This is a genomic window from Arhodomonas sp. KWT (assembly GCF_010993615.1).
Window position 1 is genome coordinate 1 of sequence record NZ_WNXE01000320.1, and the last position, 2199, is coordinate 2199.

At 74.6% G+C, this 2199-nt stretch carries 2 protein-coding genes; both read left to right on the forward strand.

Annotated features, from left to right (window positions below; genetic code table 11):
- Window positions 1-837: PLP-dependent aminotransferase family protein (locus tag G7A99_RS18410; RefSeq protein WP_163142907.1), on the forward strand; the 837-nt coding region annotated here is incomplete at its 5' end.
- A 79-nt stretch (window positions 838-916) separates the two neighbouring features.
- Window positions 917-2199, forward strand: a 1283-nt coding sequence (gene fadI, locus G7A99_RS18415; protein ID WP_163142910.1) for an acetyl-CoA C-acyltransferase FadI, incomplete at its 3' end; no start/stop codon positions are given.

Below are 2199 nucleotides of genomic sequence, written 5' to 3' on the forward strand. Positions count from 1 at the left end.
GAGACGGTGGCCTCGGCGGGCCTGGTCTATCCCGGGATGATCGCCGCCGCCCGCGGGCTGGGGCTGCGGCACCTGCCGCTGGCGAGCGATGGCGAGGGTGTACAGCCGGGCGCGCTGGAGGCCGCCTGCCGCCAGCACGCTGTGCGCGCGGTCTATCTCACGCCGGATCAGAACAACCCGACCGCCGAGGTGATCCCGGGGCACCGGCGTGACGAGCTGCTGGCGGTGGCCGGGCGCCACGACGTCGCCGTGATCGAGGACGCCGTGCACCTGGTGGCCGCGGCGGAGCGCCCGAGCGCGCTGGTGGACCGGGCGCCGGAGCGGGTCATCCATATCACCGGGGTCTCCAAGGTCCTCGCCGGCGGCCTGCGGGTGGGGCTGGTGCAGGCGCCGCCGCGCTGGTTCGACGACGTCGCCCAGGCCCTGCGGGGCAACTGCTGGATGGCGCCGCCGCTGAACGCGGAGGCGGCGTGCCGCTGGATCGACTCGGGCGCGGCCGACGAGCTGGCCCGGCGGCAGCGCGAGGAGATCGCCGCCCGCCAGGCCCTGGTCGCCGAGCACTTCCAGGGTCTGGCGTTTGCCGCGCAGCCGTATGGATTCAATGTCTGGCTCCACCTGCCCGAGCCCTGGCGGGCCGACGAGTTCGCCCGCGCGTGTGCTGCCGAGGGCGTGCGCCTGAAGACCGGTGAACCCTTCGCCGTGGGTCGCCATCCGGTACCGCAGGCGGTACGGTTGGCGATCAGTGCACCGGCCGCGCGCGAGCGGGTGGCCGAGGGGCTCGCCCGGGTGCGCCGCGTGCTCGAGCGCGGGCCCGGGCGGGGCGGCGCGACCCTGTAAGGCGGGGCGGAGTTGACACGCCGCCGGTGGGCGGCGAAGCTTTCCATACGCAAGCGTATGGGCGAATCGGGAGGCCAGTGTGGCAGCGAGCAGCAGTACGCGCAGACGCCGGCGCCGGGACGACCGCGTCGCCGTGGTGGACGGCTTGCGCACCCCCTTCGCGCGGCAGCTCACCGCGTATGCCGATACCGACGCCGTGGCCCTGGGGACGATGGTCGTCAACGAGCTGGTCACCCGCATGGACCTGGATCCGGCGGTGGTGGAGCGGCTGGTCTTCGGCCAGGTGATCATCCGCCCGGAGGCGCCGAACATCGCCCGCGAGGTGGTCCTCGGCGCAGGTCTGCCCGTGACCACGGACGCCTACAGCGTCTCCCGCGCCTGTGCCACCAGCTTCCAGACCACCGCCGACGTGGCCGCGGCCATCGCCCGCGGCGAGATCGAGGCCGGTATCGCCGGCGGGGCGGACTCGGCCTCGGTGCTGCCCATCGGCGTCAGCCGACGGCTCGCCGCGGCGCTGCTCCGCGCCTCGCGGGCGAAGGACTGGCGTGGCCGGCTCGGGGCCTTCTCGGGCGTGCGCCCGCGGGATCTGGCGCCGAAGCCGCCCGCCGTGCGGGACTACACCACCGGTCTCGGCATGGGCGAGATCGCCGAGCAGATGGCCAAGACCCATCGCGTCGGTCGCGAGGCCCAGGATGCCTTCGCGGTGCGCTCACACCAGCGCGCCCACGCCGCCTGGGAGGCCGGCAGGCTGGACGGCGAGGTCATGCACGCCTTCGCCGGGCGGGAGCAGGCGCATATCCACCGGGACAACACCATCCGCGCCGACGCCTCGGAGGCGAGCCTCGCCGGGCTGCGACCGGCCTTCGATCGCCGCCACGGTACGGTGACCGCCGGCAACTCGACCCCGCTCACCGACGGTGCCGCGGCGCTGGTGCTCATGCGTGCCGACCGCGCCCGGGCGCTCGGCTATGAGCCGCTGGGCTTCATCCGCACCTCCGCCTTCTGTGCCGTGGACCCGTTCCGCGACGCCCTCATCGGCCCGAGCCACGTGACGCCCCTGGCCCTGGACCGCGCCGGCCTGACGCTCGCGGACATGGACCTCGTCGACATCCACGAGGCCTTCGCCGCGCAGACCCTGGCGAACCTGCAGTACTGGGACGACCCGGATTTCGCCCGGGACTGGCTCGGGCGCGACGCCCCCATCGGCGAGGTGGACTGGGAGCGGGTCAACGTCAACGGCGGCTCCATCGCCTTCGGCCACCCCTTCGCCGCGACCGGGGCGCGAATGATCGTCCAGACCCTGCGGGAGCTGCGCCGCCGCGGCGGCGGCACCGCACTGACCACGGCCTGCGCCGCCGGCGG